Genomic DNA, 18,463 nt, shown 5'->3' with positions numbered 1-18,463 from the left:
CTCGGCACCGGCGTCCAGGCCTGCGCGTACCAGGCGGCGGCGGATCCCGATCACGATTTCCACGACCGCCGGCGAGGTCGCGTTCGGTGAGGTGACGGGACGTCGGGAATGCGGCTGAAACGCGCTCTCACCCTCGAGCCGATATCGTGCCACCAGTTTGGACACCCAACTCTGCGATACCCCGTAACGACGGGCGGCCTCCGACTGCGAAATACCGGACAGAACGGCACTAATCACGAGACGCTGCTTAGTCATGCCCCAGCGTCAATCGCCCAGCTACTCCCACCTCCGCAGACACGGTATTCCAATGACGCGAGACACCCATTCCGATGACCCGAGACACCCATTCCGATGTCCTGAACCAGGACACTGTCACCCCGACGTTGTATGCGAGAAGGGCCCAGTCGTGAGACTGGGCCCTTCTCGCGTACAACTCGCTGTGGTCAGGCGGGGTCCCCGTGCCGTGGGGTCCCCGGGCGCGGCGAAGCAGCGTTTGGGGCGGCATGGGGCGCACCCCGACTCCGACAAGCGCAGCTCGGTTTTCGACCGGGCCCTTTTTGCACACAACTCGCACGTGTCAGGCGGGGTCCCGCCCCTGGGGTCCCCGAACGCTGCACCGCGGCGTTCGGGGGAAAGGGAGGGCGCACCCCACGCACCCTATTGGACGCGGACTCTACTCATCGACAACCACTTTGACGGCTGCCGCTTCGAATCGTTCGAGTGGTAGATACACCATCGATCCCTCTACTTCGAGCTCACCACGCTCATCGCCGAGGAACGTGGACCGTGCGGCACGTGCTAGTTCCGTCGCGAGCGATATCCCGACCAGTGCGGGTTCGTCTGCGAATGACTGCACGCGCACGATCGTGGCACCGTCATCCGCCTGAACCAGCCCGATCAGTTGAACCCGCGGATCGGAGATCGAGAGAATTTCCTTGTGTGTCGGTGCTGTGGAGCTCTGCCCGGTCGCACGGACCGCTCTCAACGGATGCACAAGCTCAGCCGCGGTCCGAAGGGCGAGTTCACTCCCGCTCTCGTTCTTGTCTGTCCGCACTCCGACGGCATAGGTGAACGTGGCCTCAAAGCTCTGTTCGATCGGAAAGTTGGTATCCCAGATGTTGTTGTGCACCCAGGAGTAGACGGTCCCCGCCTCCCGAGGACTCGTGCTAGACGGGAACGGCGCGTACGGCACGGAGATCGTGTGAGGCTCGACGAGCGGAACGTCTTTGGTGACCCAGGCAACCGCGTGGTCGCCGTCTTCGATCAGCACCCAGTCGCGCACCCCGCGCATATGCTGCGGAGCTCCGGGGATATGCGGCAGACCGTCACCCGTAACGCTGCCGGAAACCTCGAATCGCATCTTCGCAGCATCGCCTGCGAACGGGAAGCTGAAGTAGGCGCTCTCCTTGACCCGCCGAGCCGGCTTGGAAAGCCGGTTCTCGATCAGGAGCCATGGCGAGCCTGCTGGCAGACGCAGAGTCGCTCGCACCCAATCGACACCCGCCGCTTGGTACTCGTAGACGAGCGTCTGCGCGAACGCATCGTCGTATCGGTTGACGATCCGCAGCGGACGCGCGAGCGAGCGCGTCGCGAGCATCTCGAGCCGCTCGCTCACCGCTAGCTTGTTCGCAAGGTGGTTGAAGCCGGCTCCTGAACTGGCGTATTCGTCGTACACGTATCCGTTGAATCCGACGACGGCCTCCGTATTCACCAATTCGCGACCGGTCCGCTTCTCGATGATCGAACCGATCGTCGAAGAGCGAGGATCGACGCGCACGCGGAGGAATTCGTTCTCCATGCTCAGCAGCTCGGCTTGTGACCGTTCGGCAAGATCCACGCCTTCGTCTCGACCGGAGTCGCTAAGCGAAAGCAGTCCGTATTCGCTGCGCTCAGACGCATCCTCGGGGTTCTCCGATGGCGGGGCGCTTCTGCCCGCGTCAACGGTGCGAACATCGACCCGCACGTATCCGGCCGCCGGCACTCCGGTCACGTGCGCGGTCACCCATCGTCCCGACTCCCGATGGGCTGCATTGACCTGCTCATCGACCACGAACGGAACAGAAGATCCGTCACGCGCGTCCGTGAGCGCGATGTCCGCGTCCAAGGGGACGTGCGCCTCCGGGAGCAGAAAGCGCACTGCCCCGCTCCGCGCAAAGCCGGTGGAGTTGACGATCGCGAAGGACGCGCCCTTCCCGTCCGCGGAGGGAACGGTCTGACCGAGATACACGAGCGCGGTCTCCAAAAGCTCTGACGATCGCTGCTGCGCGATCAGGCTTTGGGCAACCTTCCACTGCCATTGGAGTTCACCCGACGAAAAGCCTTCATCACCGTGGGTCCAGGAGTTCCCCGCGCCCCACGTGTGTTCGTTGAACATCGAGATCGCGTCGTAGGTTTCAGACGATCGACTTGATTCGTCGCTTACCGCTTCGCCGCCTGCAAGCGTGCTCAGCTGAGAAATCGTACGGGCATCGGTCACTTCTGCCTGTGCCTTGCGCATGAAAGAGACGGGCACTGCAGCCGAGCCGACGCCTTCCACCCACCAGTCTCCCCAGTCGCCCTCGAACGTCACGAGTTGGTCGCCGAGCCGTGACTCGGCGTCGGCGAAGAAGTCTTCGTTGCGTGAAACGCGCAGCCGCGGCGACTCCCAGGTCTCGTTCCACTGGCGGACGATGCTCGGCAGTACCAGTCGTGCCGGCGCATTGTCCCCCATATACCCCTGGATGCGAAGGTGCAGCACATCCCACGGGTAGGGCTCGCGTCCTTCGAACGATTCGCCGTGTGCCCCGAAGACTCCCGGAGGAAACGGATATCCCTTGGTCGACATGGCCGTTAGGTACGCCGGAAGGTAGTTCTCGACCTGTTCGATGTTCTCTGTGAAGCCGACCATGGGCCCCTCCATGTAAGCCAGCCCGTGAGGGCTATCCGTCATCCAGACGAGAACCTCATTGCCGGCTAGCGAACGCCAGCGGAATAGTCGGGGCAGGTTGAGCCCGCCACTGGTGTGCGGCTGCGAACGACCGGCCCAGTTATGCGCAACGGAAAGGTACTTGACGCCGACTTCCTGCAACGCGTCCGGAAGACCCGCGACTTGACCCGGCACATCAGTCTGCATTGCCGAGGTGAACGAGATGCCGAACTCATCACGAAGCCTGCGGGCATCCCGAAGCAGTTCATGCAATTCGTCCGTGGAGCACACATCCGTATGCAGGTTGTACGGCAACGCGCTCAGCCCGATCGATCCGGCCTTCACTGCGCGGACCAGGCGCTCCATCTGCTGTTCTGGCCGTTGCTTCCGCCAGTCCGAAATGGCCCACAGAGCTTCACTGTTCCAGCGGAATCGGGCGTCGTCCGGCCAACCTGCGGTCTCATCGATGAGATCCAATGCACTGTCCACATACGAACGCTGCGCGGCGAAGACCTCCGTCTGCCGGTCCGTGTACCCGAAGTCAAAGTGCGAATGGTGGATCAGGTGGATGGTCCAGTCCCGCTGATGAAGCAACTCGAATTCGAGGAGTTCGGACCCGAGTTCGGGGATGCCCACACTCACCGATCGAGGCTCGTCAACGGCTCGCACCAGCAAACGGATGCTGCCCGCTGGGCCGTCTTCGACGGCCAGCACGAGATCGGCGCCACCCGTGATCTCCAATGACGGACGCAGCCCGCGACGAGCGAGCGGCCAACCACGTCCGATCAGGCGTACCGACTGGGCGCGCGTGCCGTCGATGGTTCGGATGAGCGGCTCGGGCACAACTGCGATGCGCGTCGAGCCGATCGTCCCTTCGAAGCTCACGGCGCGATCGATGAGCCCGGCTCGGGCATCCTCATCATCCCAGGGACGGGTGGCGACGAGTTTGGGTGAGGACATTCTCTATCTCCAATAGCAAATTGCAATAGGTGGTGATGCATTGAACTGGACTCGTGCCGACCACACTGACTCCGCACAGGCTGGCGGGCGCGGCGTTCAGTACTGCCCCAGAGCAAGACCCTTCTGGAAGAACCTCTGGGTGAACAGGAAGAGAGCGGCAGTCGGAATAGATACGAGGAGTGCTGCCGTCAGCGTCACCGTGTATCCGGGGCCTCCTCCCTCCGTCGACTGGAGTGCGTTCAGCAGCGGCATAACAGGGCGAGCCGTGCTCTGCGTGAGGATCAGGGACAGCAGAAAGTCGTTCCACACCCACGTGGCCTGCAGGATGAACACCACCACGAGGGCGCTCGTGCTCATCGGCAGATAGATGCGGGAGAAGATGCGCCAGACGCTCGCACCGTCGACGACGGCCGCCTCGAACACCGTCTCCGATATCCCGATGAAGAAGTTGCGCATGACGAAGGCAGAGAACGGCAGCGCGACGATCGAGTAGATGATGATCATCCCCACAATCGTGTCGTAAAGCCCAGTGTCCGCGGAGAAGCTGAACCAGGGGATCACCATCATCTGAATCGGGAACACCGTTCCGCAGAACACTAGGAAGAACCAGGTGAAGCCGTGCTTGAGCTTCAGCACGATGACGGCGAATCCGACGCACGCCCCGAGAACGACGGCGATGATGGGCGCGATGACCGCGTAGACGGCCGAAACGCCGAATCCGTTCGAGATACCCGTGGTGGTAAAGACGTCGACGATGTTGTTCCATAGCGCGACGACGTTTCCCGTCGTCCACAGCTGACTCCCCGAGAAGTCGGCGTTCGACTTGCTCGCATTCGCAAGCAGCAGGTAGATGGGGAGAAGCCACAGCACTCCCAAGACCCCCAGAACCGCATAGCGGACAATGCGCGAGGTCATGCCTCAGCCACCTTCCCGCTACCTGACGAATCTCCGATGGCCAGTTGTCGACGCAGGTACAGCACCGATGCGGCGACTGTCACGATCGTGAGGAAGATCGCCACGGCGGCGCCGAGCCCGTACTGGCTGTTCTGGAACGTGTCCGAGTACATCGTGACGCCCAGGGTCTCGGAGATGCGGTTCGGCCCACCCTGGGTCATCGTCTCCACGATGTCGAACGTCTTCAGGCTGTTCACGATTGAGAGTCCGACCACGATCGTGGTCGATGGGCGTAGGAGCGGCCAGATCATGGTTGTGAACAGTCGCAATCCGTTTGCTCCGTCGATCCGGGCAGCCTCGAGTGGCTCTTTCGGGATCGATTGAAGGCCGACGATGAAGAGGAGTGCATTCACCCCGATTCCCTGCCACGAGGAGGCGAGGATCATCACGATCGTGTTGAGCGGCGCAACCTCGAGCCAATGCGTGTCGGCGCCGGGCAGATGGAAGAAGGCCATCGCCTGGGACAAGGCACCCCCGTTCTGCAAGATGAAGTTGAACACGACGCCGATCGCGACCCCTGAAAGCGCATACGGGATCAGGAACGGGATCCGGAACAGCGAGGCCCACTTCAATCCGAAAGACAAGTAGGCGACCAGCAAGCCGACTCCGACGGGCACGATGAGAGTGCCTACGACCCAGATCGCGGTGTTCAGAAGCGACATGAGGAACGACGGATCCGAGAACATCGTGACGTAGTTCTGGAGTCCGACGAATTGTGGCGTGTCGAGGCCGTTGTAGTCCGTCAAGCTGAGGTACATCGTGTACACGACAGGGATGTACATCGCGAGGAGGACCAGTGCCACGCCTGGGCCCATGAAGGCCCAGGCGGAGCGCTGGTATCCGTTGGATTTCGAGTGCATGGCCAAGGCGCGCTTATTTCTTGCTCGCCCAGTACTGCGAGGACACGCTTTGGATGCTCTTGAGATACTTCGTCGGGTCGCTCGGAGCGGTCATGAACCCGGTGAAGTTGTTTAGAGCAGACGTGAGGACCGGCGCTGGCGCCGCCTCGTAGTAGCGCAGATAGGTCGTGTATTTCGCGGCGTCCGTCACCTGCTTACCGAAGCCCTGAAGAGTCGAGTTCGCAGCCTTGGCCTGCGGGTTGTAGGGAAGAATCCCCTGCGCCTTCGACCAGGTCGACTGCGCCGACGGGCTCATGAGCCATTGCGAATACTTGAGCGCCGCCGCCTTGTTGGCACCCTTCGCCGTAACGCAGACGGGCGCGGTCTCGACAGCAACCGGAGTCTTACCGTTCTGCTTCGTGATTGCCGGGATCGGGAAGATTCCCCAGTCACTTCCCGGCTTCATTCCTACTTTGGCAAGCGTTCCCGGGTACCAGGTGCCGAACGGCTGCATCGCTGCGTCGCCGTCCTTGAAAACGGTCTGTGATGGGGTCTTCGAACCCGGGTCACTGAAGTAGCCCTTTTGAAGCATCTTCAGCCAGACATCCATCGCCTTCTTCACCTGAGGATCGGTGTAGGAAGCTTTGCCCTCGTTGATGGCGTTGTACTCGTTCAGATCGGTGCCGGCCATGGTCAGCATGTAGTACACGAACGCCCAGGGATTCCCGTCTTGGCTGTAGAACGGCACCACACCGTGAGACTTGAGGGTCGCGGCATCATTCAGCATCTCCGACCATGTGGTCGGCGGTGCCAGGTTGTACTTGGCGAAGATCGCCTTGTTGTAATACATGCCCCAGTAGTCGACCTCGAGCGGCACGCAGTACTGTTTGCCGTCGACCGTGAACATCTTCTCGATCGAGGGCGACACCCAGTTCTTGGCGATGGCCTTCTTCCAGATGCTGCTCGTGTCCGCCACTAGTCCCTGCGAGACGAGCTGCTCGAGCTGGGCGCCCGTGTGCCACGTGAAGATGTCGGGGGCCTTCGGCGTACGCAGTGATTGTTTGACGAACGCCTGGAACTGGTTCTCGTTGCTGTACGTGTTGGTCTTGAGCGATACTCCGAGGCTCTTCTTCGCCGCAGTCGAGAGCGGGTCGTAGTTCCAGCCCTTGTCTTCCACGAAGTTCAGCGTTGTGCTGCCCGAACTGCCGGATGAGTTGGACGAGCAGCCGACCAGGCCTGCCGTCACTGCCGTCGCAACCACAATGGCCGCGAGCCACTTGCGTGCCTTCACACGAACTCCCTTGTTCCGACTAATGTTTGGTATCGTTACCAATTGCTCGAAAGTAACACATGCGTTGAGACGGCGCAAGACGATGACGCCGTCAGGAAGATTCGGTGGTATAGCGTGCCCAGCATGAATGCCCCGTCCGGTGACGACGAACCGGCGAAGCTCCCGACGAGACCGCCCACCATCAAAGACGTGGCGGAGCGGGCCCAAGTTAGCCCCATGACCGCTTCGCGGGTCCTCGCCGGCGGTCCGAACGTGCGACCGCAGATGCGTCGCCGCGTCGAGCATGCCGCGTCAGAATTGGGATACCGCAGGAACGAGAACGCCCGGAGCCTCCGACCCGGTCATAAGTCGGGCCTCATCGGGGTCACGATCACCAACATCGCGAACCCGTACTACGCCGAGATGCAAGGCGGCATCGAGGAGATCGCCGCGAAGGCCAACCGCCGGATCATCGTCGGCAATTCCAATGAAGACCCCGACCTGGAGCGTCAACTCGTCGCGGATTTCATCGGCCGTCGCGTTGAAGGCCTGATCGTCGTACCCGCGGATCCCACGCACGCCGATCACCTCGCACCGGAATCGCTCGGCGGAAGCCCGATCGTCTTCGCCTCCCGTTCCGTTCCCGGGCTAGACGTCGACACGGTGCTGATCGATGACCTCGGCGGAGCATACGAGGCAACGAGCCGGCTACTGGACGAAGGGCACCGGCAGATCGCATTCCTCGGCACCCGCACCTCCGTGCTCACAGGGCAGCGTCGTCTGCAGGGCTATAGAAATGCTCACCGGGATCACAACGTGCCGGTTTATGAGCATCTCGTCCGAACAGGCCAGCAGGAAGCGGTGGGAGCGGAAAGGGCCCTGACTGAACTGCTCGCGCACGAGATTCCCCCGACGGCGGTCTTCTCCGCCAACAACCGCAACACGGTGGGAGCGATCCGCGCTATCGCGCGGATTCGATCAACTCGCACATCCGAGACGCCGGCAATAAGGCTCATCGGATTCGACTGGTTTGAGTTCGCCGACCTGTCCCCGGTGCCACTGTCTGTGGTTGCCCACGATCCACGAGAGCTAGGCCGTCGCACTGCGCAGATGCTATTGGACCGCATCGACGGGGCCCGCGGAGGCCTGGCCGCCGAAACCGTCGAGCTTCCGGTTTACCTGCAGTTGACGCCGGAGGGCCCGAAGTGATGTCGAGAGGCCACTCGGACGCTGCACGCCCCGATGTACTCCAGGAGCCACGAATGTCCATCGCCGCAGATATCGCCGAAGACTCCCCTGGCGGCGAGGAACTCCGCTGGGTTGCAGATATCGGGGGCTCGCACGTGACGGCGGCCGTGATCGAGGTCGGAGACCAACCACGCGTCATCAGACGGGCGACGGGAGAGATCGAGCCGGAAGCCAACGCCGACGAGATACTCCAGTCGATCACCGGAACGCTCCGACGAGCGGCTCCGGGTGCGGGCGCCTGGACGATAGCTCTGCCAGGGCCCTTCGATTATGAGCGCGGGTCCGGCACGTTCGAGGGCGTCGCGAAATTCGCTGCCCTCGCCAACGTGGACCTCCGAACACGCTTGAGCGCCGTCCTCGGCGTCGAGCGGGGAGATGTGCGCTTTGTGAATGACGCCGTAGCGTACGGAGTGGGCGAGTGGTCAGCGTCGCCGCACAGGGCTGCCCGCTTCGTGTGCATCACACTCGGAACAGGGGTTGGCTCGGCCTTCCTCGATTACGGCCACCCGGTCGAGTCCGGCCGAGAAGTGCCACCGCATGGTTGGGCGCATCTTCTCGAGATCGAGGGTCGGCCGTTGGAGGATTTCGTCTCGACACGCGCAATACAGCGTAGGTACGGACAGCACCGCGATGATCGGCGGACAGTGCGCGAGATCGCCGATCGCGCACGCCGGGGCGAAGCTCATGCCGCCGAGATCCTCGATGCCGCCATGTTCGAGCTCGGCACGGCCCTGGCACCCTGGATTGCCCGGTTCGGAGCGACTGAGACTGTAGTCGGAGGATCCATGGCCCGGTCCTGGGATGTCCTGGGCGGGCCGTTCGCGCGCGCTGTGCAGGATGTGACTGCCGAGACCGTGAACATCCGCGCCTCGACGCTCTTCGACGACGCTCCGCTGATCGGGTCGGCGATGCTTGCATAGTCGCTTCGCGTTCGCCCGATCGGGGTAGCGGCCTCGGTCTCCGCCCGACGTCGATCAGGCGTGCGTGCCGCGCACCGAGGCCTTGACCGTACCGAGCCGCTGGCCGATCGAACGGCCATGGGGACGGATCGTGTATGCGCCCACCTGCGCGGGGACGATGAAGGTCTCCGCGTAGTGAACGACGAAGGGCTCGAATTCTCCGGACGGGCTCTCGACAACCGCCTCTGCACCTTCGACAAGGTTCAGAACGTTCACCGTCCCGTGAGTGTCGTGCAGCACGGTGCCTTCGAACCAGTGTCGGCGCACTTCGATGAACTCGAGCTCATGCAGCCCAGTGCGTTCTTCGACCCATCCTGGTCCGCTAGACACCGGAACGGGCTCAGGCGCGAGGTTGCGACTGGTCCACTCACTGTCGCGGCCCCACTGGATGTTTCGCATCGCATGATCGAGGTGGATCGGCCGCGGGATTCCGTCCAGACCCACGCGCCCCCAATCCCACATCTTGAACGTGAAGATGTAGGGGGTGGCTGAGATCTCCAGCACCATCGAGTTAGCCCCCGAACAGTGGACTGTGCCGGCCGGGATCGAGAAGTGGTCGTGCTTCTTGGCGGGGAAAGTGTTCACGAACCGTGTTGCGTCGAATGTGCCTTCGCCGCGCGAGGCATTCCGGAGGTCAGCTTCCATCGCCGATGGGTCGACATCCGTCTTGAGCCCCAGATAGACCTCGGCGTCCTCAGCAGCATCGAGTATGTAGTAGCTCTCGTCTTGTGTGTAGTGCATTCCGAACGTGCTCTGGATGTAGTCAGTCAGCGGATGCACCTGGAGTGATAGATTGCCGCCCCCCATCGTGTCCAGGAAGTCGAACCGGATCGGGAATTCTGCTCCGAAGCGGGCGAACGTCTTTTCGCCGAGAAGCTCGCGTGGATGAGAGAAGACGAGATCGAGCGCGGGAAGCTCGATGGACTCTCCGTTCACCTCGAGAAGAATGCTGTTCTCCTCGGGCACGCAATCGAAGCACCACGCGTAGTTCGGCTCGTCTCCGAGGCCGCAGACGTCGCGCATCCATTGACCGCCCCAGACTCCGGGATCGAAGAACGGCACCACCCTGAAGGGCCTCTTCACGGTTGCGGCGAGGCCGGCCGCGAAGGTTTCGACAGTGATCAGCTTCGCGTCTCGAACCGAGACGTTGGTGTCGAGAACGTAGTCGACGCGATCGAAGATGGCTCGCTTGTGCCGGTCGGCGACCCGCCATTCGACGAAGTAGCCACGCTTCACCTTTCGAATCGGATCCTCGTCGAAGTTCGCGCAACGCCAGTTCGGGGCGCCGGCGCGTTGCCTCTGCTGGATCTCCCATCGCGCCATATCTGCGAGCACGATCACATCGAAATGCGCCGGTGCGAGCGTTGCACCCCAGCCGACGACGAATGTCGTTCGATCGGACGAGGCGAGCGCGACCGCCACGAGTCGGAGGCGATCCGGATCGTAGAACGCCTCGAGCGTCTGATGGTTCAGAACTCCGAATACACGGTCCTCAGTGAGATTGTTCTCGATCATGGCGTCGATCTCGCCGATCGGCTTCGCCGCCGCCTCTTCGATGTCGACGATCTCCGCATCGGGGAACTGCTCGGCCAGAACACGAGTCAGATCTTCCATGTCGACGCCGGGGTACGCGTCCACCGCGATCGCCCGCGCACCGAGCTCGATCTCCTGGCCGATTCGCTCCCAGACCGCGGCACCCCTCCATAGGCGATGGCCGGGAGGAAGCGGGACCGTCGGGAACTTGTCGTACGACGAACCGTCTACCGCTCCCGGCAGATACTTATCCACATCAGCCTCCAAGATGCACTGCTTGGTAACGTTATCAAGACCACAGAACTGGATCAAGTCGACCGTCGATCGCATTTGAGGCCCGACGGATGAAGGGCGGTCATCGGCGCGAGCTTCGACCGGAGAGCCTGGTGGGCGAACTACCGTGTTGTCTCGCCGCTTCGGCGTCATAGCGGTCGCTTAGAATCGGCCCGTAGATCGGCCACGAACGCGGTCGGCTGCCGACATTTCGTCCGTCATGAGTAGCGAGAATTCAGATGACCACAAGACCCATCATCCTCACCGCGGCTCCGGTCGCCTTCTCATCAGATGGATCCGTGGATCTCGCGGGCTCAAGGCGCATCCTGGAGCACATCGCATCCTCGGGCACTGACGGAGCGTTCGTACTCGGCACCACCGGCGAGTTCGCCGCTCTTTCCGAGGAGGAACGCGGCGAACTGACGAAGCTCAGCATCGAGACCTTGGCGGGGAAGCGGCTCGTCGTGCATGTCGGCGCGGCCAGCGCGTTCCAAGCCAAACGACTCATCCGGCAGGCCAAGGATGCCGGAGCCACAGCGGTCGCGGCCCTCACGCCTTACTATCTGCCCGCGAGCGACGCAGCAATCCTGTCGTTCTACCGTGAGATCTCTGCCGCTGCAGACGGCCTTGAGATGTATGCCTATCTCTTCGCCGCGAGGACAGGCAATCCGGTCTCCCCCGAGCTCTTCGCGGAGATCGCGCGCGTGCCCGGAATCGTGGGAGCGAAGATCAGCGGTGAAGGTCTGCAGACGCTCGAGCAGTACCGGTCCGTCGCGCCGGAAGGTTTCCGGCTGTACGCCGGCGCCGACCGTGAGCTCGCGAACGTGATTGATCACGGTGCGCAGGGAGTGGTCTCCGGCGTCGCTTCCGTGTTCCCGAAGCCGTTCGTCGCGATGGCCGATGCGATCGAGCGCGGCGACAGGGGAAGACTCGCGTCGCTGCAGGCGGATATCGACGCGGTCGTCGACCTGGTCGACGGCGACCCCGAACGCATGCGCGCTGGCCTCGCTGAGCAAGGCATCGACGCTGGGACCTCGCGAATGGCTCTGGACCAGGTCGATGAAGAGGTTCGGGCTCGATTGAAGCTTGCGGTCACGCAGTACGCCTGACCGAGAGACCGCCCCAGCGCGGCCCGGCTGACGCGTACCAGGAGACGCTAGGTCGAACCCAGCGCAATCTGCTCGCATCCATTCGCGTGGGCACGGCCACTCACCGCACGCACACGTCGAGGCTCGAACAGCCGTGCGGAGATCGTGACCGGTGGTCCACGACGCGGCCGGCCGATTGCTTGTGACATGTCTCAGCGGCCTCGGCGGTTGCGAGCATCCCATCACCTGACTCGGCGAATGGGCGGCCACGCCCTTGAGCCCCGATAACAGTGGGTGGTCTTATTCTCATGCCAGGACTGGTGTTACCGATATCAGCGGCGTAGTGTGGCAGTCGCTTCCGCCATATCGAGCCCAACGACGTAGCTAGGTAGACACATGCCCCCACGTACCGCCCATGCGGCCCGCTCGCGCCGCACCGCCCTCGCCGGAGTCGTCGCTCTGGCCGTCACCGCCACGGTCGCTCTCGGCACGGCCGTTCCTGCCAGCGCCGATACCGTGAACACGCCGCCCGCAGGCACTGCCGTCGACGACTCGCATTACACGGTGCTCGACGTCGACTCCGAGTCGGATCCCTACCCCTCCCCACCCGCTCTCGACGGCACCGCCGCCGGCGCCTTCGACGGCGACTACTCGACGCAGTGGGCGGTGCGCTATCACGGCGGCGGGATCGCTGACACACCAATGCCGCACTACGTCACCTTCGACATCGGCGCCGAACAGACGCTGACCGGCCTCGGCTACTCGGTCAAGGTGCAGGGCAATGGGCCGGCGAAGGACGTCGAGGTGCTGACGACCAACGACGCGAACGTGGCCAAAGATGGGTCCAGTGACCAGTGGACCTCAGCGGGGACCGCTACCTTCAGCCAGCCCACGAGCGCCACCGAGATCCAGTACGTAACCTTCGCGAAGCCTGTCACGGCGCGCTACGTCGAGTTCAAGGTGCTCAGTTCGGTGAACGGGTCGGACAACGCGTCGGCCTCCGAGATCGTCGTGTATTCGACCGACGACGTTTCGGATCAGCCCGCTGGCAAGGCCATCACCAACGCCCAGTACGCGCTGGTCGGAGCAGACTCCGAGGCGACCAGCAGCGGCGACGGGTCCCCTGGCTCCGCGTTCGATCAGGACTACACCACGCAGTGGGCTTCGGCGTACAACGGCGGTGACCCCGACCCGATGCCGCACTGGATCACGTTCGACGTGGGCGGCTCGTTCGACCTCACCGGCCTCGGGTACTCGGTCAAGGTGCAGAGCAATGGCCCGGTGAAGGACGCCAAGGTCTTCACGACCGACGACGAGTCGACGGCCAAGGATCCGGATGCCTCCGGCTGGGCGCTTTCTGGCACCGCCACCTTCACGCAGCCCACGAGCGCCGCCGAGATCCAGTACGTCACGTTCGACAAGGCCGTGAAGGCGCGTTACGTGCGCTTCGAGGCGGAGAACGCGATCAATGGCACGCCGAACGCCTCCGCCTCCGAACTCGTCGCGTACTCGACGGACGCCGACACGGCTCCCGTGGACACCTCACCGACGGAGCCGGACGGCCCGTACAGTGTGACTGCCGATTCGCTCGGTTCCTGGTCCAGCCCATGGGACACGCCTGCGAGCCCGTACGTCGATCAGGACGGCACGTTCTACTTCAGTCAGTCCGAGGCCATCTACGGGGCGAGCGATCCGCGCAAGTGGGCGTTCTGGTCGGGGACGAACATCGACGACGCCACGTCGGTGTCGGCGCTCAACAACGCCGTCAACCCGAACGACGCCGCGGATAAGAACAACGACACGACCAAGCGCTGCAACGAGAGCCCCACCGGCACCGAGGCCACGGTCGCCGAAGGCTCAACCGCGCACAGCGAGGCGAACTACTGCGACCTCACGCAGATCTGGGTCGACCCCGACACCGGCGACTGGTACGGGCTCGTGCACAACGAGTTCACGCCGGAGCCGTTCGGCGACGGCCTGCACTACGACTCGATCGATTACGCCGTCTCGATCGACCAGGGCAAGACGTGGAGCATCCCGGGTCACGCAATCACGTCGCCGTTCAGCACTGTCAGAGGCGATGCCGCGGCGTTCCCCAACCAGACCTACTACTACGGTGACGGCGACCCGCGTCTCTACGTCGACTACGCATCCGGATACTTCTACGCCTTCTACGGGTCGCGCGTCGTGAACAAGTCCGGCGGCTGGGTCGCGTTCTACGAGCACGTCGCCCGGGCTCCGATCTCCGGCAAGATGGCCACCGGCTCCTGGGAGAAGTGGTACGACGGCACGTGGACGCAGCCGGGCATCGGCGGCAAGGAAAGCAACATGACTCCCGTCACCGATGACAGCCCGACCGCGTACACCGCTCCCGGGAAGGAGTACAACCCGAACACGCAGGGCACGGCGCAGCAGCAGATCGCCGCAGGCGAGATGCCCGCGACCTCCCCGCTGTTCGTGATGGACGTCACGTACGACGCGTATCTCGGCTTGTACATCGGCGAGCCTCAGGCGGTCGACCAGTCGGGCAAGGCGCCACAGGAGTTCTACGCGACGAAGAGCCTCGCGACGCAGAAGTGGTTCAAGCTCGGCGACACGGGGACCGACTACACGACGGCATCCTGGTACCGCTGGTTCATCGACCCCGCGAACAAGACGAACACCGCCATCGTGGGCAAGTCGTTCCGCTCCTACTGCTCGTTCGGTTGCATGGATGGTTCCGCGGCGGAGTACGCTAACGTCACGATCGACGGCGACGAACCGGCCAGTGCGATCGACACCACGAAGAAGTACACGATCGCGAACGGCAACGACCAGTTGCTGCAGGTGGACTCTGACGGTAGCGCGGTGACGAGCGCGACCGACGTCGACAAGGCATCCGGTGTCTGGAGCTTCGCGGCCACCGGCGACGGCTCGTACACGATCGCCGACGGGTCGGGCGACCTGCTCGGCGTCGACGGCTCGACGGCGGCCGGACGCGCCTGGGGCGCCGCGCTGACACTCACGTCGAAGGACGCGGCGGGCGTCGGCCAGCAGTGGTTCATCGTTCCGAACACCTCGGCTGAGACGGGCGAGGCGGACGGCACGGTGCGGCTGGTCAACCGGTACTCGGGCCTCGTTCTCGGGATCGACTCCTCGAAGGCCGCGACGACGCCCGGCCGCACGTGGAACCAGAAGACGCGCGCCGCCGGTGACTTCACCGCCGCTGCCGACCAGATGCTGAACCTGGCCGTCTATCAGGACCCGTCCACGGGCGGCGCCGACCCGTCCGATCCGTCGGGCACCACGGGATCGGGATCCACGGGCGCTGCCGGCTCCAGCGACGACTCGAGCGGGTCCGCGTCCGATGCGGCCCTGGCCGACACGGGCAGCGACCCCTTCCTTCCCGGCCTCGCCGCGATCCTGCTCCTCGGCCTCGGGGTGGCGTTCACGGTTCTGCGCCGCCGCAAAGGCGCACGCGGCTAGCGGGAACCATCCGGAACGCCGCGCTTCGTCGGGTCGCAGAAGAACCGACGGAGCGCGGCGCCGCTACGCGAACAGGTCGGCGACGATCTCGAGGGAGCGCACGCGGGCATCCGATTCCGCAGCTCCCGACGCGATCATGAGCTCATCAGCGCCGGTCGAATGCAGCAGCGACGCGAGCTTGTCACGCACCACGTCTGCCGTGCCGAACGCCTGTCGCGCGTTTCGCGCCGCCATGAAGTCGAGCTCGAGCTGACTGAACTCGTAAGCGGATGCCTCGGCCACCGACACCGGTTCGGGCTTGAGTCCGCGCCGCATCTGGAGGAACGACAGCACAGCGGGCAACGACTGCCGCCGCACCTCGTCGGGGTCGTCGCCCGCCAGCACTGTCACGGCGATCATGGTGTGCGGCTGCGACAGCGTCTCGCTCGGCTGGAACCGCTCGCGGTACAGGTCGAGCGCCTCCTCGGTGTTCTGTCCGGCGAAGTGGTGTGCGAACGCGAACGGCAGGCCGAGAGCGGCGGCGACTTGGGCGCTGAAGGCGCTGGATCCGAGCAGCCACACCTCCGGCTGGTCGCCGAGACCCGGCACGGCGCGCAGACCGGCGAGCGGGTCGTCGGGGGCGAATCCGCCGGTGAAGAACCCGAGCAGGTCGAGAAGCTGCTGGGGGAAATCGTCGGCACCCAGGGCATCCTCGCTGCGGCGCAGTGCGGCGGCGGTCGCCTGATCGGTGCCCGGAGCACGGCCGATGCCGAGGTCGATTCGGTCGCCGTACAGCGCCCGGAGCGTGCCGAACTGCTCGGCGACGACGAGCGGCGCGTGGTTCGGCAGCATGACGCCACCGCTTCCGACCCGGATGCGCTCGGTGCGAGCAGCGATCGCCGCGATCAACACGGCCGGGGCGCTCGAGGCGACCGCCGGCATGCCGTGATGTTCCGCGACCCAGAAGCGTTCGAAGCCGAGGCTCTCGGCGGTGCGAGCCAGACGGATGCTACCGGCCACCGCGTCCGCGTTCGTCGCCCCCGCCTCACGGGTCGCCAGATCGAGCACGCTGAGGGGGACGTTGCGGAGATCGGTCACGCCAAGTGCAACGGCACACCGCGCACGAGGATTCCCGGCGCGCCGCCTGTAAGCCTCCCGCGCACCCCGGCAGCCCTCCAGCGCCCCGGCGGCGCTCCAGCGCCCCGGCAGCCCTCCAACGCCCGACAGCGCTCCAGCGCCCGACAGCGCTCCAGCGCCCGACAGCCCTCCGCCTCTCCTGACACGACGGCTCAGACGCCTTACCCACCGTCCCGACACCTGGCTGCGGCATCAACGGGGCCACCGCTCCCTTCCGCTGTCGAAGAATGCGCCTGCGTGGCGCAGGGAGTCGCGTTTCCTGAACCCGCCGCGCAGGGGTCGCGCTTCGCGACAGCGGAGTTGGCATCCTGGGGCGGCGCGGCAAACGCCCTCGCTAGGCTCGATGGGATTCGATCACGGGAGACCAGGTGACTGACGACACGGCGATGTTCACCGAGCTGGCGGCCGGGGCCGGTGAGGTGCTGCTCGGCCTGCGCGGCGAGATCGGTGACGCCCCCTACGATGTGAAGCAACTTCGCGACGCCGGCGACCGACGATCGCAGGCCTGGCTGGCCGCGGAGCTGACGAAGCGCGCCGCCGGCGATGCCGTGCTGTCGGAAGAAGCATCCGACGATCCCGCCCGTGTGGGAGCGGATCGCGTCTGGATCATCGACCCGCTCGATGGCACACGCGAATTCGCCGAGCGCGGTCCCGACGGCGTCTGGCGCACTGACTGGGCCGTGCACATCGCACTCTGGGAACGCGGCCGGGGCCTCGTTGGCGGCGCGGTCGGGATGCCGGCACGCGGGCTGATCTTGCACACCGGCCCTGGACATCCCGAAGCTCCGGTCGAATCGTGGGATGGCTCGCGTCCGCTGCGGCTCGCGGTCAGCCGGACGCGTCCGCCGGCCGTCGTCGACGCGATCGCCGCGCGGCACGACGTGGAGCTCGTGCCGATGGGCTCGGCCGGCATCAAGGCAATGGCCGTCGTCACCGGCGAGGTCGACGCATATGTGCACGGCGGCGGCCAATTCGAGTGGGACTCGGCAGCGCCGGTGGCCGTCGCCCGGTCGGCTGGGCTGCACACGTCGCGACTGGACGGTACGCAGCTGGAGTACAACAGGGAGAACCCGTGGCTTCCCGATCTCGCGATCTGCGCCCCCGTGGCGTGGTCGACGCTATCGAAGTGGATCGCCGAGGCGAGCGCCGCTACGTGAAGTCCGAGTCGGGCTCCGACGCGTAGGCGGCCACCGAACCGCCGACCGGCCAATGGCGGCGACCGTCGTTGAGCTCGCCGCCGCTCTCCTGCAGATAGCAGAGGCCGCAGAGCGACTCGTACACGACGGTGTCGTCGTCTTCGATCGCCACCTGGTCGCCGTCGAACACGAAGACGCCGTTGATCGTGCGCGCGTTGAAGATGGCCTTGCGACCGCAGCGGCAGATGGTCTTCAACTCCTCGAGGCTGTGCGCGACTTCGAGCAAGCGGCGGCTACCGGGGAAGGCCACGGTCTGGAAGTCGGTGCGGATGCCATATGCCAGCACCGGAATATTCTCCAGAATGGCGATGCGCAACAGATCATCGACCTGCTCCTCGGTGAGGAACTGCGCCTCGTCGACGAGCAGACAGCTCACGTCGCGCCCGAACCGCGACATGGTCCGCTCGCGGTGCACCTGGAATCGGTGATAGAGGTCGGAGTCGGATTCGATCGTGAAGTCGACGTCGCGCGCCACTCCGAGCCGGGAAACAATGGTCGCATCACCCTTGGTGTCGATCGCCGGTTTCGCCAGCAGCACGCGATGGCCGCGCTCTTCGTAGTTGTAGGCGGCCTGCAGCAACGCCGTGCTCTTACCGCTGTTCATCGCCCCGAACCGGAAGTACAGTTTCGCCACCCGAACATCGTATTCGTCGTTCC

The 18,463-nt window shown here is 64.4% G+C and carries 13 protein-coding genes; 5 read left to right on the top strand and 8 right to left on the bottom strand.

Annotated elements, in window-relative coordinates; all coding sequences use genetic code 11:
- The 5 genes from H623_RS21305 to H623_RS0100690 form a co-directional block, all read right to left on the bottom strand.
- A partial coding sequence (locus tag H623_RS21305) for a helix-turn-helix domain-containing protein (protein ID WP_157560848.1) occupies positions 1 to 255 on the bottom strand: 255 nt, incomplete at its 3' end.
- Positions 256 to 673: 418 nt separating this feature from the next.
- Entirely contained in the window at positions 674 to 3,748 is a 3,075-nt protein-coding gene (locus H623_RS0100705) for a glycoside hydrolase family 38 N-terminal domain-containing protein (RefSeq protein ID WP_169514880.1), read from the bottom strand.
- Positions 3,749 to 3,961: 213 nt separating this feature from the next.
- Complete coding sequence (locus H623_RS0100700) at positions 3,962 to 4,780, bottom strand: carbohydrate ABC transporter permease (protein WP_022899033.1); 819 nt, start codon at positions 4,778 to 4,780, stop codon at positions 3,962 to 3,964.
- Positions 4,777 to 5,679 (bottom strand): carbohydrate ABC transporter permease, encoded by a 903-nt coding sequence (locus H623_RS0100695; RefSeq protein ID WP_022899032.1) that lies wholly within the window; start codon positions 5,677 to 5,679, stop codon positions 4,777 to 4,779. The genes H623_RS0100700 and H623_RS0100695 overlap by 4 nt, the downstream gene beginning before the upstream one ends.
- 13 nt (positions 5,680 to 5,692) lie before the next feature.
- Entirely contained in the window at positions 5,693 to 6,949 is a 1,257-nt protein-coding gene (locus H623_RS0100690) for an ABC transporter substrate-binding protein (protein ID WP_022899031.1), read from the bottom strand.
- A 123-nt stretch (positions 6,950 to 7,072) separates the two neighbouring features.
- On the opposite strand from H623_RS0100690, the gene H623_RS0100685 reads away from it, so the two are divergent.
- Both H623_RS0100685 and H623_RS0100680 read left to right on the top strand, forming a co-directional pair.
- On the top strand, positions 7,073 to 8,137 hold the full coding sequence (locus tag H623_RS0100685; RefSeq protein ID WP_022899030.1) for a substrate-binding domain-containing protein: 1,065 nt from the start codon (positions 7,073 to 7,075) through the stop codon (positions 8,135 to 8,137).
- 53 nt (positions 8,138 to 8,190) lie between these two features.
- Positions 8,191 to 9,096: an ROK family protein gene (locus H623_RS0100680; protein ID WP_022899029.1), complete on the top strand. Its 906-nt coding sequence runs from the start codon at positions 8,191 to 8,193 to the stop codon at positions 9,094 to 9,096.
- Positions 9,097 to 9,150: 54 nt separating this feature from the next.
- Here the strand turns inward: H623_RS0100680 and H623_RS0100675 are convergent, their stop codons facing one another.
- Positions 9,151 to 10,923 carry a class I mannose-6-phosphate isomerase gene (locus H623_RS0100675; protein WP_022899028.1) on the bottom strand — a complete coding sequence of 591 codons (1,773 nt, stop codon included), beginning with the start codon at positions 10,921 to 10,923 and terminating at the stop codon, positions 9,151 to 9,153.
- A 257-nt stretch (positions 10,924 to 11,180) separates the two neighbouring features.
- Here H623_RS0100675 and H623_RS0100670 point away from each other — a divergent pair, with 257 nt between their 5' ends.
- Both H623_RS0100670 and H623_RS20785 read left to right on the top strand, forming a co-directional pair.
- Positions 11,181 to 12,050, top strand: coding sequence for a dihydrodipicolinate synthase family protein (locus tag H623_RS0100670; RefSeq protein ID WP_022899027.1), 870 nt, complete (start codon positions 11,181 to 11,183; stop codon positions 12,048 to 12,050).
- 375 nt (positions 12,051 to 12,425) lie between these two features.
- The gene (locus tag H623_RS20785; protein ID WP_022899026.1) at positions 12,426 to 15,494 is read left to right on the top strand and encodes a discoidin domain-containing protein; all 3,069 of its coding nucleotides are present in this window, start codon (positions 12,426 to 12,428) and stop codon (positions 15,492 to 15,494) included.
- A gap of 63 nt (positions 15,495 to 15,557) precedes the next feature.
- On the opposite strand, the gene H623_RS0100660 is transcribed toward H623_RS20785, so the two are convergent.
- Positions 15,558 to 16,571: an LLM class flavin-dependent oxidoreductase gene (locus H623_RS0100660; protein ID WP_022899025.1), complete on the bottom strand. Its 1,014-nt coding sequence runs from the start codon at positions 16,569 to 16,571 to the stop codon at positions 15,558 to 15,560.
- A 407-nt stretch (positions 16,572 to 16,978) separates the two neighbouring features.
- Between H623_RS0100660 and H623_RS0100655 the strand changes: the two genes are divergently transcribed.
- Entirely contained in the window at positions 16,979 to 17,767 is a 789-nt protein-coding gene (locus H623_RS0100655; RefSeq protein ID WP_022899024.1) for a 3'(2'),5'-bisphosphate nucleotidase CysQ, read from the top strand.
- Here the strand turns inward: H623_RS0100655 and H623_RS0100650 are convergent.
- Positions 17,760 to 18,440, bottom strand: a complete 681-nt coding sequence (locus tag H623_RS0100650) for a thymidine kinase (protein WP_022899023.1) — start codon at positions 18,438 to 18,440, stop codon at positions 17,760 to 17,762. The two genes, H623_RS0100655 and H623_RS0100650, sit on opposite strands and share 8 nt — an antisense overlap.
- Between the last annotated feature and the right edge of the window lie 23 nt (positions 18,441 to 18,463).

The sequence above is a fragment of the Humibacter albus DSM 18994 genome (assembly GCF_000421825.1).
GTDB classification, from domain to species: Bacteria; Actinomycetota; Actinomycetes; order Actinomycetales; family Microbacteriaceae; genus Humibacter; species Humibacter albus.
This window is presented reverse-complemented; position numbering and strand designations above follow the sequence as displayed.